This window comes from Vibrio sp. YQ_11, assembly GCF_043103065.1.
GTDB classification, from domain to species: Bacteria; Pseudomonadota; Gammaproteobacteria; order Enterobacterales; family Vibrionaceae; genus Vibrio; species Vibrio parahaemolyticus.
The window spans coordinates 70,816-88,237 of record NZ_JBICJM010000006.1; the positions used below are offsets into that span (position 1 = coordinate 70,816).

Consider the following 17,422-nt stretch of genomic DNA (forward strand, 5'->3'; position numbering starts at 1 on the left):
ATATGCCCATATATTCAACTGAGTTTGAGCTATCAATCCCATCGTTATTATCAATCAACATAATAAGTAAAGTTATCAGTAATTTTCTCCCTAAACGTTTGCGTAATCGCTAACCTTCTCTTAACCTTGATTTGAGGCTTTCATCACGGTTTTTCCATTGATATAGTACGGCCAATACAAAAATAAAGACCATTCGAGGCATGGAGCTTCCTCGCTAATCTCAAGATGAGAAGAATTGGTACCGACAAATTCGGCAGATTTAAAGAGGGTCAAATAATGGAAATGAATATGGTTGAGATTTTAGGCTACGCAGCTTCAATCATGGTCGCAATTTCGCTAACTATGAAAGATATTGTTAAGCTTCGTATCCTTAACTTTATCGGCTGTGCACTGTTCACTGCTTACGGACTGATGATTGATTCGTGGCCAGTAGTACTAACAAACGGCTTTATTGCATGTGTTAACGTGTACTTCCTAGCTAAAATGCAGCAGGAAAAAAAAAGCCTAGAGCCTGAAAAAGCCCAATAAAACTCGTATTTTGAAAGGCCCGCAAGTCATACACTGCGGGCTTTTTTATTGTCTAAAATTCGTTTTTATCGAATCCAATCAAGCTCGAGCGTCTCTCTACGTGAAAACATTTCGACATGCGATTCGATAATGCCCTTCACTTGCTCCAACTGCTTTTCAGAATCCGCTTCACACGCAATAATGAGGCACAGCCCATTCAAACTGAATTCTGCCTTTCCAGCAGGGAATGTTACCAAGCCACTTTGTTCATCCCACGTTGCAGACACTTTACGTGCGAAATGTCGGCATAGCGTCACTAAGTATTTGCTCGCGTGTTCACTTTCAATCTGGGTAGTTTCTTTGATCATATTGTCACTTTGCTTATTCGTGTAAAAAGGCCCTCTTTCGAGAGCCTTATGAGTAGGTTTTAGAATTGGTAAGCCGCTGAAAGCTTGAAGTTACGACCTGGTTCGTAATCATCTAGCGTGAAGCCGCGTACCGTGCCCGAACGTGACGCATGTGATGTGTAAACCTCATCGAAGACATTATCGATACCGAACGTTACCGATAAGCCATCAACGTTCGACGGCACCCACTGAGCGTACAGATTATGCACATCGTAGCTATCTTTAGCAGGCTGACCATCAAACACATTGTCTTCTTCAAGTACAAACATGGATGTCCAACCAAAGATGGTTTCTAGCGAATTAGATTGGTAATCCAGCGTTAACGCAATGCTGTCACCCATGTCGATACTGCGACCATTTCCACCTGCGACTGGGCCGCCAGTGTTCTTGTTTTTGGTATCAGACCGCGAGTAAGAAAGCTTACTGTTGAATTTGTCATACCCGTAGGACGCACTGGCTTCAAAGCCTTTGATCTCAACGTCACCGATGTTGTAAATCAGGTAGGTTTGAGTCGCATCTTGGTATTTATCAGCAATGTAATCATCAATATTTGTTTGGAAAACCGTCACATTGGCACCGAAGAAGTGTTTATCCAACGTCTTGTTGAAACGCAGACCTCCTTGGGTGTTTTGGCCCGTTTCCGCCTTCATGCCTTCATCAAGGTACGCAACGTCTTGATACGCGATGAACGTTTCCATCAACTCAGGGCCCTTAAACAGTGAACGCGAGCTCGCAAACAGCGTCCAGTCTTGTGTCACCGCCCACTCGGCAGCCAATGCCCAAGTCACGTCATCAAAATTGCTTGTGCCTGTTTCCGCTTTACGTTTGTAATCATCAAAACGCAGACCCGCAGTAATAAAGAAGGCATCCGAAAAGAAGAACTGATCTTCAACAAACAGCGCCGTTGAAACAGCCGATTCATCCATAAACTTGCTACTGCCGTAGTAACTAGATGACGTCTTATCCATGTAGTCAAAGCCATAAGTCACTCGGTTATCAAACTGAGCGAGAGCAAAATCCGATTGGAATTTCGCATTTAAGCCGAGGTTTTGGTTCTTAGCCGTGTTCTTTGACAAGCGGTTCGAAGGCCAACGCGGTGCCATAACCGTTTCATCACGTTTGATTTCGGTTTCGGTGTTGTAAAGCGTCACGTTACCTTGGTGCTGCTCCCCTCTTAGCTCGTAACTGAGCGTGACGGTATCGCGATCGTAATCCGTTGGGATCAGCAACTTGCTCGACAAGCCATTGTTTGCACTACCTGCCATATCAGGGCGAGGACTGTAATCGCCGCTGTCACGGTACATATCGTAGGAAAGTTCGAAGCGGTGAATGTCATTAAACTCGTAACCAAGCTTCGCAAGAATGTTGTAAACGTCCCCTGCCGAGCCGAACGTCTTGTCGCCGTTTCCATCTTTGAAATCGTCACGCGTAACATAGTGGCCATAAACCATTGCATCTATGTTTTCTGACAGCAAACCGTATAACGTTAATGAGCCTTGTTGATTGTCGTTAGATGCAAAACCACCGTATACACGCGCGCCAAAAGTTTCATCGTAACGAAGCAAATCACGTGCGTCTTTGGTTTCAAAATACACCGAACCACCCAACCCATTTTGCGTCACTGAGTTGTTACCCACTTGGATATCTGCCGACTTTAGAATATCGGGGTTCAGCGTCAAGTTACCGATGTGGTGGAACATACTCGCGTGTTGTGACGCGCCATCCAGACGGATATCCAAGTCAGTCTCACCCAAGCCGCGAATCGTGATGCGTTGGTTGACTGAGTGAGTACCACCCACATCAACGCCCGGAATATCACGCAGTAGATCCGACATATGATCGGCCTGCTTTAATGACATATCGTCCGCGAACATCGATTCGGTATTGCTGGAAACTTTCGTTCCCCATACCACGACTTCTTCGAAATGAGAGTCAGGTTCTTGAGCTAAAACGGGATTTGCCAATGCCATTCCCACTGCAAGGCAAAGGCTTGAAAGCTTGATTGATGAGCAAGCTGGGCTTTCCATAAGTACATTCCTAAATATTAATGATAATAATTCTCAGGTATAATAAGCAGGTGTTTTATAAATACAAAGGCGATTCAGTTATGCGAAATCGCACAAGTGTTATGAGGAAACGTCAAATGCAGGAAGTCACCGCCAAACGAACTAAACTTGGCAAAATAGCCATGACCCAAAAACTGGAAGCCACGGAAAAACAGTTAATTGTGACGCAAGGGCAACCATGCCAGACCCAACTGGCCGAAGGGAAGTTTTTGTCTTATCAGTACAATGACCAGATTTTTGTGCATGGCGGGCGCTGCATTGAATTGGTCGACTCCAATATCGTCTCCACCGCGCACGCTTCGTTGTTGATCACCATTCTTCTAGAAGGAAAGCTCTCTTTCGGTTACGACGATTTACAGTTCGATCTCGATGCCAGTGATACACCTCAAGGCGTGGTGGTGAATCTCATTCATCCTGCGAACTTTCGTCGTTCGCTTATTGAAAACAATCAGATCAACAAGATTAATATTCTTGTAAAGCCGCAATGGTTAGAGTCCCGCTCGGAAGAATCGTGTTGCAGTACTGCCTTCTTTGAAACGCACCAAGCCTTTTACCACCTAGAGCTTAATCAGGCGTTAACTATTCTTGCCACCGAACTCACCAACTGGGATACACCGCATCGTTTCCAAGACAAGCTCGAAATCGAAAGTTTGATTTATCAAATTCTGTTTCACGCAACACAACAAATGCCACAGGATTTTTGCCCTCAAAACACCAACAGTTACCGAGATAAAATCACCGAACGTCATAGTGATTCACGCGTGGAAAACATTGTCAGCTATATCGAAACGCACCTTGAACAAGAGTTGAGCCTCGAACACATTGCAGAGGTATTCTCGATGAGTGTGTCAAACCTACAACGCCGCTTTAAACAGTCACTCAATATGACGGTGAATGGTTATATCCGTTATCGTCGTCTTGAGATCGCAAGAGTACATTTGGAGCGTGGTTTAGTGTCGATCACTGAAGCCGCGTACGAAGCGGGCTATCACCATCCTTCTAATTTCACTAATGCGTTTAAAAAAGTGTTCGGAGTGCCTCCCCATGAGATCGTAAAAGAGTGACGGGAACGCTCAACAATGCGTCTATCCAACCTACTTACGCACTTTTGGGGTATATATCGTCAACGACATGGGTATATACTCGCGTTAAACATCAAGCCAATGCCATTAGGTTGCAAATCAAACGCTGCGTAGAAACCAATATGTTTAACGCACTGATACGCGAGACAATTAACGGCATCGGCGTTATCTCGAATGTGGAGGTTAAACATGAATATTGGCGCTGTCGCGAAGCTAACTGGACTGTCATCAAAGTCGATTCGTTTGTATGAAGACAAAGGGATCATCTCTCCACCAGCACGCAGTGATTCTGGCTATCGCGAGTATTCAGATAATCATATTCAAGAACTTAACTTAGTTTCACGAGCAAAAAACGCAGGATTTTCACTTCAAGAATGTAAAGAATTCGTCCAGCTTGCGCATAATCCAAACCGTAAAAGCAGCGAAGTGAAAGAAAGAACGATGGATAAACTGCGCGAAGTAGAAGAGAAAATTGCTCACCTGATGGAAATCAAAAAGCAGTTGGAAGGTTGGGTATCGGCTTGTCCCGGCGATGCAAAAAGTCGCTGTCCAATCATAGACGAGCTCACTAAGTAAGCTCGCCTGTCTATTGCAGTTCGTTAAAGGCAACAAGTTGGTTCAGATTAATGGTAAGTGCACATGCGCTTGCCATTTAACTCAATGATGTTAAATGGCGTTTCGTAGATGTCTTCCAATGTTGTTGCCTGAATCACCTCTTCAACCGCGCCACTTGCCACCACTTTGCCTTGTTTAAGCGCCAGAATGACATCGGAATAGCACGCCGCGAAGTTGATATCGTGAATCACAACCACCATTGCTTTGTTCATGTCATGAGCAAGCCTTTGAATCACCTTCATGATCTGCAATGAGTGCTTGATATCCAAGTTGTTCAGCGGTTCATCTAAGAAAACATAGTCCGTATCCTGAGCAATCACCATGGCGATAAACGCCAACTGGCGCTGACCACCACTCAACTCATCCAAGTATTTATCTTGAATGTCTTGCAGGTCTAAGTAATCAATGGCTTGTGCAATGACCGCATGATCGTCTTTGGTAAGATTGCCTTTTGAATAAGGGAAGCGACCAAAAGAGACCAGTTCTTTCACGGTAAATCGCATCGTGATTGAGTTCGCTTGGCGCAACACAGCAAGCTTTTTCGCCAGCTCTTTGGTATCCCACTCAGCGATCTCTTTACAGTCGATGATGACGCTACCACCGTCTCGCTCTGTTAGGCGAGAAGCCATGGAAAGTAAGGTACTCTTGCCTGCTCCATTTGGGCCAATGATCGACGTGACTTTGCCTTTTTCGAACTGAGTATCCGCGCTATCAACGACTTTACTCGAACCAAATGCTTTGGTTAGTTTCTCTATGACTATCATGTTTATACGACTTTGTTTTTCAACAGCAGATACAAGAAATAAATGCCGCCAAGGAAGTTAATGACCACGCTTAGCGTTGTCTCAAAATTAAATACGTTTTCAATGATCCACTGCCCTGAAAGCAAGGAGCTAATGGCCAACAGCGAACAGCCTATCAACAATGTTTTATGTTGATAGGAATGAAACATCTCGCGGCTCAAGTTGGTCACAAGCAAACCAAAGAACATAATTGGGCCAACCAAAGCGGTAGAAATTGCAATCAAAACCGCAGAAAGGATGAAGACGTTGCGCGTCACTTTCGGCACATCAACACCCAAGCTTTTCGCGTTGTCTTGATCTAACCAGAACACATCCAATGTGCGATGCATACGAAACAATAACCAGCAAGCCAATATCAACATCGGCGCACTGAAGTACACGAGATTAACCTTTACGTTGTTAAAGCTTGCATACAGTTTGGACTGCACGAAAGCGAACGTATTGGGATCCATCAATAGCGAGAAAAAAGACGCAACATTGGAAAATAGCTGACCAAATATCAAACCGACCAGCAATAAGGTGATCAAATTTCGGCTGCCTTTGGAGAAATAGAAGCCAAACAAAAGCAGAGAAAACGCCACCATGATGCATGCCGCAATGGTGAAGTTGACGTAGATATTCAACACTAATGTGCTCAATCCACCAAACAACAATACGATCAACACTTGCGTGAGCACGTACAAAGCATCAAAGCCCATAATGCTTGGCGTCAATATTCGGTTATGCGTAATGGTTTGAAACACCATAGATGACTGAGCAATCGCCACGCCAGCTAATACAATCGCCAACACTTTGGGTACGCGTCGCGAAAGAAAGTACTGGTAGTTGTCTGCGTTCAAGCCAATGCCGATAAACAAAAAGGCAAACACCAGAGCGATAACACCAAGCAAAACGATTTTGGTTGAATCACGCATGCTGCTTACCTCTTAGCAACATCGCAATGAATACCACGCCACCTAAAATGCTGATCACAATGGAAATTGGCATTTCATGAGGGAAGATGATCAAACGACTCACCAAATCACAGCCGAGAACCAATATGGCACCATACATGGCGGTTAAAGGAATGTTCTTCTTCAGGTTATCACCGTAAAAATGACTGACAAGGTTCGGCACAATAAGGCCAAGAAACGGCAGCTGACCAACTATCATCACCACACTTGCGGACATGATAGACACTAACAGCATGCCAATAGTAACCACTTGCTGATAGTTCAAACCCAAGTTCACGGCAAAGTCTTTACCAATACCGACCGCAGAGATTCTTGCGGCAAACAAGTAACTGAGAACCACCATCGGAACCGCAATGTAAAGCAGTTCAAAATCCCCCCGCAAAATGTTGGCGAAGTTAGCGACCGACCAAGCACTCAAGCTTTGGAGCGCATCGTACTTGTAAGCGATGAACGTGGTCATCGATTCAATAACGTTACCGAAAATGATCCCGACAAGCGGTACAAACACCACACTTTTGAATTGGATACGTTGGATGAAATGTACAAACGTGAGCGTTCCGAGCACAGAGATACCAAACACCAACCAAAGATGATCTCCATCGCCAAAGAACACCACGCTCATTACGTAGCCCAACATGGCACACTCGATTGTCCCCGTGGTCGAAGGCGCAGCAAAACGGTTTTGGCTGATCTGCTGCATCACAAGGCCAGCGATACTAAGCCCTGCCCCAGCAAGCAAAATCGCGAACAAACGAGGAATACGGCTAGTAAAGAAAAGCTCTAACGCTTTTGCATCGCCTGAAAACAATTGTTGGGGCGTCATATCAGCCACCCCAACAAACAACGAAACCGTGCTTAAAACCACAAGGGTTAGCAATAACTTTTTCAAAGTTAACCTCTGCTAGCCGGGCTTAAAGATCGACGGTGTTTTTGATCTCGTTGACCATTTTTTCTGTCGCAGTCACGCCTGACATAGCCAAGTACCACGCATCAACATCCAAGAACGTAATTTTTTGGTTCTTGTATGCCGTCGTCGCTTTCACCAAATCATTGTCCATCGATTTACGAAGGTCTTGGCTTGGCTTCGCATGCAGCGAGTTACGGTCGATAACCAAAATGTTTTTCGGATCAGCTTCGCGGATAAACTCGTAAGAAATCACGTCACCGTGTGTACCAGTCTTGATGTTTTTTACCGTTTCAATGAAACCAAAGTCATTGTAAATCGCACCGAAGCGGGACTTCGCACCAAAGGCACTGATGTTGTCACCGATGCTCAAAATCGTTAGTGCATCGTTATTGTTCGTTTGGTTGTAGTCGCGAATCGCTTTAAATTGAGCATCCAATGTTTCAATCTTTTGCTCGACTTTGTCTTCAATGTTGAAGATTTTTCCAATGTTACGCCATTGAGCCTGCGTGCCTTCCCAGTAGCCTTCGCCTTCTTTAGCTGCAAACACAACCGTTGGGGCAATTTCACTTAGCTCTTCATATTTCGCAGAGCCACGCGGGCCAACCAAGATCAGATCTGGTTTTTGCATATAAACAGCTTCGAAGTCAGGCTCAAACAAACTGCCTGCTGATGTGTAATTCTCTTTGCTGTACTTAGAAAGATAGCTCGGAAGATGAGATGCGTTTGACACAGCTACAGGGTCAATCCCGAAGTTATCCAAAGCATCTAAAGGACCAAAACCAATTACAACCACCCGCTTAGGTGATTGTTCTAGCTCGGTTTTTCCCATGTAATGGTCAATAACAACGTTAGCAGCAAAAGATGGAGAAATGGTTAGCAGCGAGAAAACAGCCGCACTGACGAGTTTTTTCATTTTGTTGAGCCTTAATGAGATCTATTATCATGCGCGTTCGCAATATAGCGTTACTCTCAAAAGCATTCAACAAGATTTATACGACTTTACATTCATTACAGTGATTTTAGATTAAACCATTTCAAGCACTTATGAATGGCAATCATTGCAATCCCGAATTGAATTATTCGTGCGAATCAATGAACGCTTTTAACGCCATTTCATCAAGGATCACTAAGCCATTGTCGGTTTTTGCAATGAGTCCTTTATCGATAAGATCTTTGACCGCACGTCGATAAACACGGCCTGACGTACCAAATCGTTCCGCCTCTTGGTTCACTTTGTCAAAGCCACCAAGCAGCGTATCCGTCTGATTACGGACGAGAAGATCATAGGCAATGTTGTAAGTGATGGGATGCAGCAAACGGTTAGTATAGATATCCATTGAGTCCTGATAGTCTTCTGCCAGTGCAGAGGCAAAAAACACCATCATCTCAGGGTGCTGCTGTAGTGCTTCGGTCAGTTTTTGAATGCAAATGACATCGACTTGCATGTGCTCATCAGCCACCACATTCCACTGGCAAGGGGTTTGAGTAAAGTACTCCATTTCGCCATAAATGTGGTAATCGCAGTTCGCCTCCCCTAGTTGGAAACGTCGCCCATTGGCGGCCAAAATGCTCATAGAAACACGTCCAACAGGCACGATATACAGGTACTGAAGTTGCTCGCCTTGGCGCAAAATGGCTTCGCCAGCATCAAAATAACGAGTATTTACTTGGCACTGATAGATGAGATCACGAAACGCGGCACTTTTCTGTTCTAGATAGTTTTTGAAGCGACCAGTCGGATAAGGGCTGATTTTCATGCGTTTTTCTCTGCGCTAGGAAGGATGCGAATCCGGACAAATGAGCAACTCAAAGACTAAGCCAGTTTGCTTATTCATCCAGACAATTACTATTGATAACAATCTCAGATGGATTGTACCCCTTCCATTAAGACGATGAAACCAAATAAAAAAAGCGACAACCATGTGCCGCTTTTGATATTAATCTTAGAAAGAGATGACGCTATGCTTGGGCAATCAACGCTTCTAAAGCCGTGAAAGATGCAAGCTTTTCACCTTCCATCATCACTTTAGCTTCATCTACGTACTGACCTACTCCTTCCTTCACATCTTGTTGGTAGAGTACGACATTGTTTAAAATCGAAGCCACATGAAGGCCTCGTAATCGACCGACCGTAAACAGCGCCGAGGTTTCCATGTCTGCACCTAAGATGCCTTTCTTATTCCAGTACTGACAAATGGCCTCTTCGTCATCGGTATAGAAACTATCGTGAGAACGTACTACGCCGAAATGATATGGCGTCGTTTGCGTCGACAAATAACGCTCGACTTCTTTCAGTAGAGTAAAGCTTGCGTACGCCGGATAAGCCGAATCGACGTACGATTTGGAACCACCTTCGTCTCTTACTGCACCTTCAGCAACAATCAATTCTCCAAGCTGAACCCCCGATTGCATAGCACCCGCAGATCCAACACGTACCACATGAGTTACGCCGCACTGTTTGAGCTCTTCTACCGCAATGATCATCGATGGTGCGCCGATGCCTGTGCTGCATACAGAAACAGCCTGACCTTTGTAGTTGCCGGTAAACACGCGGTACTCACGGTTTTCCGACACCATTTCTGCATCATCAAATAATGCCGCGATACGATTCGCTCGATCTGGCTCGCCACATACAATAACAAGAGGAGCGACTTGTGTTTCATCAACACCGATATGAGGTTGTTTAGCCATTTGCTTGTTCCTTACGCTGCTGCTTGAGCTAAGGTTTTATCGCCATTGCGCTTGGCACTACGAGCCCACTCACGCGTACCATTGGCAGCAATGAACATAAGAATCGCGTACTGAACAGACATAGCATAAACACCTTGCGTCGCGTAGATACCCACACTGATGATGTTGATCACAACCCATAGAATCCAGTTTTCGACGTATTTACGTGTCATCAGAATTTGTGCAACAACAGAAAGTACCGTCATGGTTGCATCCCAGAACGGGAACGCATCAGGCTCAAGAACTGGCTCAGACAGGCCTGCACCGAAAATGTTTAGGCTATCAACAGCAATGTTTGCTAGCGCGAAGAAGAATGGGTCAATGTAGATGGTCAACAATGCAATCGAGACCACACAAACAACCGCAGTCGCCATCAGCTTTTGCTTGCTAAGCCAACGAACTTCCAACGTTTCACCTTGTGCATTTGGTCGAGTCCATGCGTACCAACCGTAAATATTGGCGCAGAAGAAAAACAGTTGAAGAAGTAGCAATCCGTACAACTGAATTTGGAAAAAGATAACAGCAAAAAGCGTGACATTCAGTAAGCCGAATACGTAGTTGATGGTCTTCTCTTGGCTCGCAAACCAAATGCAAAGCAGACCAAAGACGGTTCCGAATGCTTCGATCCAGCTCATTGCGTAGCCGTCTCCAATCGGAATGGTAACGAGGGTATTGTTGATATCGAGTAAGGCGAATAGGTCCATGGTGATGTCCTTTATTATTTTGTTTGGAATACACCCATATTAGGGTGCAGCAACAAACAAAAAGGAGGACATTTGTCCTCCTCTTGATGCACTCGATCATAAATCAGATCATTACTTACTTGAAAGCGCCTATTTATATCAACCATTCATTCTAAATGAACTAGGACTCGTGTCCTAGGTAGCGCTTTTTGAAAGCGGAAGCTGACGCAAATAGCACCGATGCCAATAGCGTAACAACAAAGCCAATCACGTATTCAAAAGCTTCATTCACTAATAGCTGGTAACAGCTCACGAGAAAAGTGATCACTACTGCGAGAACATTCGCTCGGTGAAACCAAGGATGTTTGACCGAGAACTTCGCATAACCTTTGGATAACATTTAACTAATCCGCTAGACAACAATTAACATTTTTATTTATAAGCAACGATGATAATAAGCTTTTATCGTTTCAAGAGAAATGTCTTTTTTAATTTTCTAGCTCAATATCACACGTAATTTGTGGTTATGTGATATCCGTTTGCACAATGAGTTCAACAATTTAGCAATTTCACACTGTTGCGTACAACCAATGTTGGTTCCAGTTGAACGACTTGAGCTTCGTTAGATTTGTCGTCCAGTCTTCGGACAAGAGTTTCGACGGCGGCTTGGCCGAGTCGATATTTTGGTTGGTGGATGGTCGTTAAGGAAGGCGACATAAATTTCGCGATATGAATGTCATCGTAGCCAATAATGGAAAGATCATCTGGCACTTTAATACCGAGCTCATTTGCGGCGTTAATCACACCCATCGCCATCATATCGTTAGAGACAAAAATCGAGCTGGGTAACGTACCTCGTTCAGCCATTTTCTTGAACGCTTGATACCCACCCTCACATTCGAAGTCCGACTCAATGATCCAATTGGCATTAAATTCCAAGCCTGCTTCGTTCATCGCTCGCTTGTAACCTTCGTATCGCATTTGCGCTTGGTGTTTAATCAAAGGGCCGGTGATACATCCGATTTCAGTGTGGCCGCAATCAATCAGGTATTTCGCCGCTAAGTAACCGCCACGAAGTGAGTTATCTTGAATTTTATCGCTTGTAAACAGCATCGGCCCCCAGTCCATCACCACGACAGGGATATCTGGATAACGCTCAAATACATCGATACGCTCCCCTTCTAACGACGAGCACATCAAGATCAAACCATCGACACGCTTTTGCAAAAGCGTATTAATGGACTGGCGCATGCGTTCGTTGTCGCCTTCGGTGTTACATAGAATGAGACTATAACCTTTGTGGTAACAGCTGCGTTCCACGCCTTTTACGACTTCGCCAAAGAATGGGTTGGTAGAGGTTGTCACTAGCATACCAATGGTTTTGGTACGATTGACTTTAAGGCTACGCGCCAAAGCAGATGGCGCGTAGTAGTTGAGTTCTTTTGCTGCATTGTTAACACGTTCAGAGATTTCTTCGCTCACAAAACGCGTCTTGTTAATAACATGGCTCACTGTTGAAGTGGAAACCCTTGCCAGTTTTGCGATGTCTTTCATCGTCGCCATGTTATTACTCCTATTTTTATGAGGCGTTGTGCGCCTTATTGTTCAGCGAGAAACGCGTCCACCTCTTCGCGGGTTGGAATCGACGTTTGCGCGCCAAAGCGGGTCACAGAAATTGCAGCCGCCGCATGTGCAAACTTAATCGCTGATTCTAAAGGTAAATCTTCTAAGAGACCAGTGACGAATGCCCCATTAAACGTATCACCTGCCGCAGTGGTATCGGTCGCTTCGACACGGAAACCGGGGATAATTTCACCTCGACCATTTTGGCTCAACCAAACGCCTTTTGCACCGAGAGTGATCATGACAATTTCAATACCTTTACCATGTAGCACATTCGCCGCTTCTTGCGCGCTTTCGTTGTCTGTTACAGTAATACCTGTCAGCACTTCAGCTTCCGTTTCATTTGGCGTGATCACGTCAATACAAGCAAGTAGTTCATCTGACAATTCACGAGCTGGAGCTGGGTTTAAAATTACGTTGGTTTTTGCATCTTTTGCCACACGCGCGGCTTTCTCAATGCCGCACATCGGCGTTTCCAATTGCATTAGCAAGTAATCAGCTTGGCGAATACGCTCTAAATCTGGCTCAATCGCTTCTGCTGTCAGTTTGGCGTTCGCTTCTGCTGATATACAAATGCTGTTTTCACCACTGTCCGACACTTGAATCATCGCGATGCCTGTCGGGCAGTTTGGTTGCATCTTAACACCAGTGATATCGATGCCGTCCATTTTGAAGTTTTCACGAATGTTGATGCCGAAAGAGTCATCGCCTACACAAGCAATAAAACCAATGTCTGCATTTAATCGCGCCGCCGCGACGGCTTGGTTGGCACCTTTGCCACCTGGGATAACTTGATAGTTGCGACCATGCAGCGTCTCGCCAGGGCGAGGGAAAGAAGGCACTTGAAGAACATGGTCAGCGTTTACACTACCTAACACCACTAACTTATTCATACGGTTATCCTCGGTTCTGAATGAACCCTTTTTTGAAAAACTGTTTTTGGAAAATACTTAGATGACTTTAACTTCTCGTTTGAGTCGCTATAAAAAGTCAAAGGCATCTATACCCAAGCAACCTCAAGATGCATGGCTGCTTAGATAAACCTTGCCCTCTCCCCCTAAACGACAGATATAAACAGAGGAGAGAGCAAGGAAATTAGGACGCTTTATCGCACGTCAGGCTTATTTTGTTACCACTTTTAGAGGAACTGGGATGTACTCATCCACTTTCTCGCCTTTCAGTACTTTGTCAGCCGTTTCAACGCCTAACGCGCCGATAAGATCAGGTTGCTGCGCGATGGTCGCTGCTAGCTTGCCACGGTTAACCGCTGCGATGCCGTCTTCTGTGCCGTCAAAACCAACGATCATGACGTTTTTACCAGACGCTTGAACCGCGCGTAGTGCACCTAGAGCCATCTCATCATTCTGCGCAAACACCGCTTGAACATCCGGGTTAGCAGCCAGTAGGTTTTCCATTACGTTTAGACCTTTCGTGCGGTCAAAGTCAGCTGGTTGGCTAGCCAGAAGCTCCATATCGCTACCCTTCACAGCGGTCATGAAGCCTTCACCACGCTCACGAGCCGCAGACGTACCAGCAATACCTTCCAGCTGAATCACTTTTGCTTTCTCGCCGACTTTTTCCATGATGTAGTGGCCAGCCATCTCGCCGCCTACAACGTTGTCAGATGCGATGTGGCTCACTACTTCACCACGGCTTGCACCACGGTCTAGCGTTAACACAGGGATGTTAGAACGGTTTGCCATACGAATAGCGTTAGACACTGCGTCAGAATCCGTTGGGTTAATCAAAATCGCTTTTACACCGCGAATGGTTAGGTCTTCGATGTTTGACAGTTCTTTGCTCGGGTCATTTTGCGAGTCCAGTACAATCAAATCGTATCCCAGTTCTTTCGCTTTAGCTTCCGCACCATCTTTCATCGTTACGAAGAACGGGTTGTTTAGCGTCGAAACCACAATCGCCATCGTATCTTGGGCTTGCGCCGCTACTGATACAGTGGAAGAAAGAAGTGCAGCAGAGATAAGAGTTGCAAGTTTTTTCATCGTTCTAGTCCTTTGTGTAGGGTGAGCCAGCACACGCCTACTGGCTCGGTTTGTATTCACATATTGATATGTAGATTGTTATGAATTACTTGTTTTTGTTGTCTACCAATACCGCCAGCAAGATAACCACTGCTTTTGCAATCATTTGGTAGTAAGAAGAAACGTCCAGTAGGTTAAGCGCATTGTTCAAGAAGCCGATGATCAGCGCACCAATCAATGTCCCCATGATACGGCCTTTACCGCCCATCAAGCTCGTACCGCCAAGAACCACGGCAGCAATCGCATCCAATTCGTATCCCATACCCGCCGTTGGCTGAGCAGAAGACAGACGAGAAGTCACGATGATGCCCGCAAGTGCAGCTAACATACCGCAGATGGCGTACACACCAATCTTCACTCGGTCTACGTTAATACCAGACAAGCGAGTCGCAGACTCATTGCCGCCTAGTGCGTAAACATAGCGACCAAAGCGAGTGTGATTAAGTAGGTACCAAGCCGCTGCGAATACAACAACCATCAACCAAACTGGCACTGGAATGCCTAACGCGTAGCCTGTACCAAACCATGCGAATGCGTCTGCCGTGTCTGTGAAGCCAGTAGAAATTGGTCGACCGTCGGTGTAAACCATGGTCACACCGCGCAGTAATGTCATGGTGACCAGCGTCGCGATGAAGGCTTGTACCTTGCCTTTAGCGATGATGATGCCACTGATTGCGCCCAGTGCCGCACCAGCTAATAGAGCCGTTGGAACCGCAATTAAAACTGGCACTTCCATCGCGATTAGGCTCGCGGCAAATGCACCACAAAGCGCAAGGACAGAACCGACACTCAAGTCGATACCAGCAGTTAAGATAACCAGAGTCATACCTACGGCGATGATCGCGTTGACTGAGGTTTGACGAAGGATGTTAAGAATGTTGTCTACCGTAAAAAAGTTCGGGTTTAAAAAAGACACCACAACAATCAAAAATAACAGTGCAATCAGTGATTTTTGTTCAATCAACCACTCTTTAGTAAACAGCTTTTTGCTGCTTGTTTCGGTCGGTTTGCTCATGGTCTTGGTACTCATGCTGCTTCCTCATTGATCTTTTTGCCTACGGCACAGGCGAGTAATTTTTCTTGATCGGCGTCTTTCGCATCAAATTCGCCAGTAATGCGACCTTCATGCATGACAAGAATGCGATCGCTCATGCCTAGCACTTCTGGCATCTCAGAAGAAACCAAGATGATGCTCATGCCGTCGGCTTTAAATTTGTTGATGAGTTGGTAGATTTCTTTCTTAGCACCAACGTCAACACCACGCGTTGGTTCATCCAAAATCAGAACTTTAGGCTTGGTCATTAACCCTTTCGCAATCGCTACTTTCTGTTGGTTACCACCAGAAAGGTTGCCAATAATTTGGTCGCGAGTTGGTGTTTTAATGTTGAATAACTTGATGAAATCTTCCACCGCAATGACTTCTTCGCCGTGCTGGATTTGCACACCTTTAGTTAGCTTATCCAATGCACACAGAGACATGTTCTCTTTCACGGATAAGCCCAGCACCAGACCATCCCCTTTGCGGTCTTCCGAGATATAAGCGATGCCATTTGCCAAGCCATCTTGCGGGCTAACCGGATTAATGGTTTTGTTATCGAGATTGATAACGCCATGCTCGCTTGGCAGCGCGCCGTAAATCACTTTCATTAACTCGGTGCGGCCTGCGCCCATCAAACCAGAGATACCCAAAATCTCACCGCGTTTAAGTGTGAAGCTCACATCGTGAACGCCAGAACCTGTCAAGCCAATCACTTCAAGGCATGTCTCGCCGTGCTTTACATCAATACGTGGGTATTGCTCTTCTAATTTACGGCCAACCATCATTTCGATTAAGCCGTCTTCATCCGTGTCTGCTACTCGGCATTCACCGATAAATTTACCGTCACGAAGCACCGTAATGTCGTCACAGATTTCAAAGATTTCTTTCAGGCGGTGTGAGATATATACAATGCCGCAGCCTTGCTCACGAAGCTCATTAATCACTTTGAACAGAGATTCGGTTTCTGTATCAGTAAGCGCATCGGTTGGTTCATCCATGATGATGACTTTCGATTCAAACGAGAGCGCTTTGGCAATTTCTACCATTTGTTGCTCACCCAAACTTAGATCACCAAGCAAGGTTTTCGAGCTGTGTTTCACGTTCAAACGTTGTAGAAGTCTGTCCGCTTCCGCGTACATTTTGCTCCACTGAATGCGCCCCATAGAACCGGTAAATTCACGACCGAGAAAAATGTTCTCAGCGATTGTCAGTTCAGGAATTAAGTTCAACTCTTGGTGAATAATGCTGATGCCCGCTTCTTGAGAATCTCGCGGACCTTTAAATGCAGCAGGTTGACCCTGATACTGAATGCTACCTGCATCCATATGGTAAATACCGGTCAGCACTTTCATCAAAGTTGACTTGCCTGCCCCATTTTCGCCCATGAGCGCCATAACACGACCTGGGTATACATTCAGGCTCGCTTTATCTAGCGCCTTTACACCTGGGAACGCTTTTTCAATTTCGCTCAGTTGTAGAATGGCTTGAGTCATAATCTGTCCTCAATTCTCAGGCTTAAAAAACTACGCCTGCTTGGAAAATCACGTTCGCGTACGGTGTGCATTCACCGGTTCGAACCACTGCGCGACTTTGCTCGGTGCGTGCTTTAAAGGCCTCGTGCGAAACGTATTTGATTTCAATCGATTTGCCCGTTTCCTCACTCTCTTTGCTCAATTCTTTAAGCAGTGCTTCATGAAGAACAGGACTGACATCGGAAAATTCTTCTGCAATGATGACCCCTTCAATCTGTGACTCAGACAAAATCACGCGAACGGTATCAAGAAAACTTGGTACCCCATGCGTTAGCGCCAAATCGATGCGCTGAACATGATCAGGAATCGGCAGCCCCGCGTCACAAATCGTGATTTCATCGGTGTGGCCTAGCGTTGCCACTAAGTAAGAAATATCTGAGTTAATAAGGGTACTTTTTTTCATCTCATCGACCTTTCGGTTACACGTTCATACAAC

The 17,422-nt window shown here is 45.4% G+C and carries 19 protein-coding genes; 3 read left to right on the forward strand and 16 right to left on the reverse strand.

What is annotated here, in order from left to right:
- The first annotated feature begins 276 nt into the window (after positions 1 to 276).
- Positions 277 to 528: a YgjV family protein gene (locus ACF8EG_RS02725; protein ID WP_005454365.1), complete on the forward strand. Its 252-nt coding sequence runs from the start codon at positions 277 to 279 to the stop codon at positions 526 to 528.
- 65 nt (positions 529 to 593) lie between these two features.
- Here ACF8EG_RS02725 and ACF8EG_RS02730 read toward each other — a convergent pair whose 3' ends face one another.
- Both ACF8EG_RS02730 and ACF8EG_RS02735 read right to left on the reverse strand, forming a co-directional pair.
- Positions 594 to 875 (reverse strand): DUF2218 domain-containing protein, encoded by a 282-nt coding sequence (locus ACF8EG_RS02730; protein WP_069506074.1) that lies wholly within the window; start codon positions 873 to 875, stop codon positions 594 to 596.
- A 59-nt stretch (positions 876 to 934) separates the two neighbouring features.
- Positions 935 to 2,941 carry a TonB-dependent siderophore receptor gene (locus tag ACF8EG_RS02735; protein WP_069506090.1) on the reverse strand — a complete coding sequence of 669 codons (2,007 nt, stop codon included), beginning with the start codon at positions 2,939 to 2,941 and terminating at the stop codon, positions 935 to 937.
- A 116-nt stretch (positions 2,942 to 3,057) separates the two neighbouring features.
- Between ACF8EG_RS02735 and ACF8EG_RS02740 the strand changes: the two genes are divergently transcribed.
- Together ACF8EG_RS02740 and cueR are read left to right on the forward strand one after the other, a co-directional pair.
- The gene (locus ACF8EG_RS02740) at positions 3,058 to 4,044 is read left to right on the forward strand and encodes a helix-turn-helix domain-containing protein (RefSeq protein WP_069506093.1); all 987 of its coding nucleotides are present in this window, start codon (positions 3,058 to 3,060) and stop codon (positions 4,042 to 4,044) included.
- 207 nt (positions 4,045 to 4,251) lie between these two features.
- Positions 4,252 to 4,638 (forward strand): Cu(I)-responsive transcriptional regulator, encoded by a 387-nt coding sequence (gene cueR, locus ACF8EG_RS02745; RefSeq protein ID WP_005486235.1) that lies wholly within the window; start codon positions 4,252 to 4,254, stop codon positions 4,636 to 4,638.
- A 47-nt stretch (positions 4,639 to 4,685) separates the two neighbouring features.
- Here the strand turns inward: cueR and vctC are convergent, their stop codons facing one another.
- From vctC to rbsD, 14 genes are all read right to left on the reverse strand, one after another.
- Positions 4,686 to 5,441, reverse strand: coding sequence for an iron chelate ABC transporter ATP-binding protein VctC (gene vctC, locus ACF8EG_RS02750; protein WP_015313103.1), 756 nt, complete (start codon positions 5,439 to 5,441; stop codon positions 4,686 to 4,688).
- A 2-nt stretch (positions 5,442 to 5,443) separates the two neighbouring features.
- Positions 5,444 to 6,394, reverse strand: a complete 951-nt coding sequence (vctG, locus tag ACF8EG_RS02755; RefSeq protein ID WP_005482136.1) for an iron chelate uptake ABC transporter permease subunit VctG — start codon at positions 6,392 to 6,394, stop codon at positions 5,444 to 5,446.
- Positions 6,387 to 7,322: an iron chelate uptake ABC transporter permease subunit VctD gene (gene vctD, locus ACF8EG_RS02760; RefSeq protein ID WP_065769200.1), complete on the reverse strand. Its 936-nt coding sequence runs from the start codon at positions 7,320 to 7,322 to the stop codon at positions 6,387 to 6,389. Before vctD ends, vctG begins: the two co-directional genes overlap by 8 nt.
- Before the next feature lie 22 nt (positions 7,323 to 7,344).
- Entirely contained in the window at positions 7,345 to 8,253 is a 909-nt protein-coding gene (locus ACF8EG_RS02765; RefSeq protein ID WP_025591285.1) for a siderophore ABC transporter substrate-binding protein, read from the reverse strand.
- Between the two features lie 163 nt (positions 8,254 to 8,416).
- Positions 8,417 to 9,097, reverse strand: coding sequence for a Crp/Fnr family transcriptional regulator (locus tag ACF8EG_RS02770; protein ID WP_005489362.1), 681 nt, complete (start codon positions 9,095 to 9,097; stop codon positions 8,417 to 8,419).
- 202 nt (positions 9,098 to 9,299) lie between these two features.
- Entirely contained in the window at positions 9,300 to 10,031 is a 732-nt protein-coding gene (locus ACF8EG_RS02775) for a nucleoside phosphorylase (RefSeq protein WP_029851891.1), read from the reverse strand.
- Between the two features lie 11 nt (positions 10,032 to 10,042).
- Positions 10,043 to 10,774: a nicotinamide riboside transporter PnuC gene (gene pnuC / locus ACF8EG_RS02780; protein ID WP_024702031.1), complete on the reverse strand. Its 732-nt coding sequence runs from the start codon at positions 10,772 to 10,774 to the stop codon at positions 10,043 to 10,045.
- A gap of 160 nt (positions 10,775 to 10,934) precedes the next feature.
- Positions 10,935 to 11,153 (reverse strand): hypothetical protein, encoded by a 219-nt coding sequence (locus ACF8EG_RS02785; protein ID WP_025794438.1) that lies wholly within the window; start codon positions 11,151 to 11,153, stop codon positions 10,935 to 10,937.
- A 152-nt stretch (positions 11,154 to 11,305) separates the two neighbouring features.
- Entirely contained in the window at positions 11,306 to 12,316 is a 1,011-nt protein-coding gene (locus ACF8EG_RS02790) for a substrate-binding domain-containing protein (RefSeq protein ID WP_069506096.1), read from the reverse strand.
- Between the two features lie 35 nt (positions 12,317 to 12,351).
- Complete coding sequence (gene rbsK, locus ACF8EG_RS02795) at positions 12,352 to 13,269, reverse strand: ribokinase (RefSeq protein WP_069506099.1); 918 nt, start codon at positions 13,267 to 13,269, stop codon at positions 12,352 to 12,354.
- A gap of 228 nt (positions 13,270 to 13,497) precedes the next feature.
- Positions 13,498 to 14,376 (reverse strand): ribose ABC transporter substrate-binding protein RbsB, encoded by an 879-nt coding sequence (gene rbsB, locus ACF8EG_RS02800; RefSeq protein WP_005463703.1) that lies wholly within the window; start codon positions 14,374 to 14,376, stop codon positions 13,498 to 13,500.
- 85 nt (positions 14,377 to 14,461) lie between these two features.
- Entirely contained in the window at positions 14,462 to 15,445 is a 984-nt protein-coding gene (rbsC, locus tag ACF8EG_RS02805; RefSeq protein WP_065787799.1) for a ribose ABC transporter permease, read from the reverse strand.
- The gene (gene rbsA / locus ACF8EG_RS02810) at positions 15,442 to 16,947 is read right to left on the reverse strand and encodes a ribose ABC transporter ATP-binding protein RbsA (RefSeq protein ID WP_021449517.1); all 1,506 of its coding nucleotides are present in this window, start codon (positions 16,945 to 16,947) and stop codon (positions 15,442 to 15,444) included. The genes rbsC and rbsA overlap by 4 nt, the downstream gene beginning before the upstream one ends.
- Before the next feature lie 22 nt (positions 16,948 to 16,969).
- Complete coding sequence (gene rbsD / locus ACF8EG_RS02815) at positions 16,970 to 17,389, reverse strand: D-ribose pyranase (RefSeq protein ID WP_015313345.1); 420 nt, start codon at positions 17,387 to 17,389, stop codon at positions 16,970 to 16,972.
- Between the last annotated feature and the right edge of the window lie 33 nt (positions 17,390 to 17,422).